At 38.1% G+C, this 1,259-nt stretch carries 1 protein-coding gene; it reads right to left on the bottom strand.

Going from position 1 to position 1,259, the window contains the following annotated elements; all coding sequences use genetic code 11:
• On the bottom strand, nt 1–1,259 hold a 1,259-nt coding region (locus tag IQ226_RS24760; protein ID WP_193899781.1), incomplete at both ends, for a tetratricopeptide repeat-containing serine protease family protein.

The raw sequence follows: 1,259 nt of genomic DNA, 5'->3' as shown, positions 1-1,259 counted from the left end.
CTTAAAACTGCATACTTCTCATTATACAAATTAGGATTATTCGGCTGGAGTTGAATGGCTTTATTTATGGCTGCTAAGGCTTTATCCAGTTGGTTTGAATATCTATAAACTGAACTTAACTTATCCCAAGCAGGAACAAAATCAGGTTGAGACTTCACCGCTTGCTCATATGCAGTTATAGCCTCTGGATATTTTCCACTCGAACCTAATGCCAAACCCTTACCATAATAAGCCAGGTGAATAAACTTTGGTTTTTGCTTAATTGCTTCATCAAAAGCCTGTATTGCTTCTGAATGACGACGTAAGCGCCACAGTTGATTTCCCCTTTCTAACCATTGACTGGCGGTAGTATTGCCTTGGGAAACATCTACTGATAAAATCGCTGTTTGAATAGACTTAACTTTTTGTTGATTTAGTTCTGGTGTTGGGGTGGTTTCTACCTTTTGTGCTTGGGTATTCAGTCGGTTAGCTAATGCCAAAAATGTACTCACCGGAATACCCAAACTATTACCTAATTGGATAGTTTCTTTACTATTACTATTATTATCAATAGCAGCTTGTCCCTCCGTTCTGCCATGAATACCAATTACCCGCCCTTGGGAATCTAAAACAGGTCCCCCACTCATACCGCCAAAGGTGATACTACTATAAACTAATTCATATCCTCCTGTTAAAGAAACTGCACTTTGGGCTGTACCCGAACTGTTATTGTTAAAATCTGATTGGGTAGTAGTTAATAATCCTTTTTCTTTACTATAAATCTGTCCCAATGTGAACCGCCAAGGTGATTTTTCTCCTAATCTGGGATAACCCGCCGTGAACATATATTCATCATCTTTGGTGGGATAATTTGCTAAAGTTGCAACTTGATAATTTTCCCCACTGGTGAATTTAACTACTGCTAAATCTACCCCCTCTTCTAATTTAATCGTGCTTGGTTCTACGGGATATTGTTTACCATCTACTGTGAGGATTTTATAAGTATTTGGCTCACATGGTCTTACTTTATCTGGTGGTTTACAAACTACATGAGCCGCAGTTAAAACGGTGTAAGTATTTCCTTCTTTAGCAATAATTACCCCTGAACCATTACTACCGCTACTGCTATCAATTCTGACGGTAATTTGTTTAGCTTTTGCTTCTAATTCTCCTAACCATCCTGTTAATGGTACTTCTGCTATTTGCTGTTTAATATCTGGTATAGGTAAATTATAAGCGGTGAGAACTTCTGGTCTTACCTGACCTAAAACGGTTTTAAT

This window comes from Dolichospermum sp. LEGE 00240 (assembly GCF_015207875.1).
GTDB classification, from domain to species: Bacteria; Cyanobacteriota; Cyanobacteriia; order Cyanobacteriales; family Nostocaceae; genus Dolichospermum; species Dolichospermum gracile.
The sequence above is the reverse complement of the archived record's forward strand: the minus strand, read 5'-3'. Positions and strand labels throughout refer to the sequence as shown.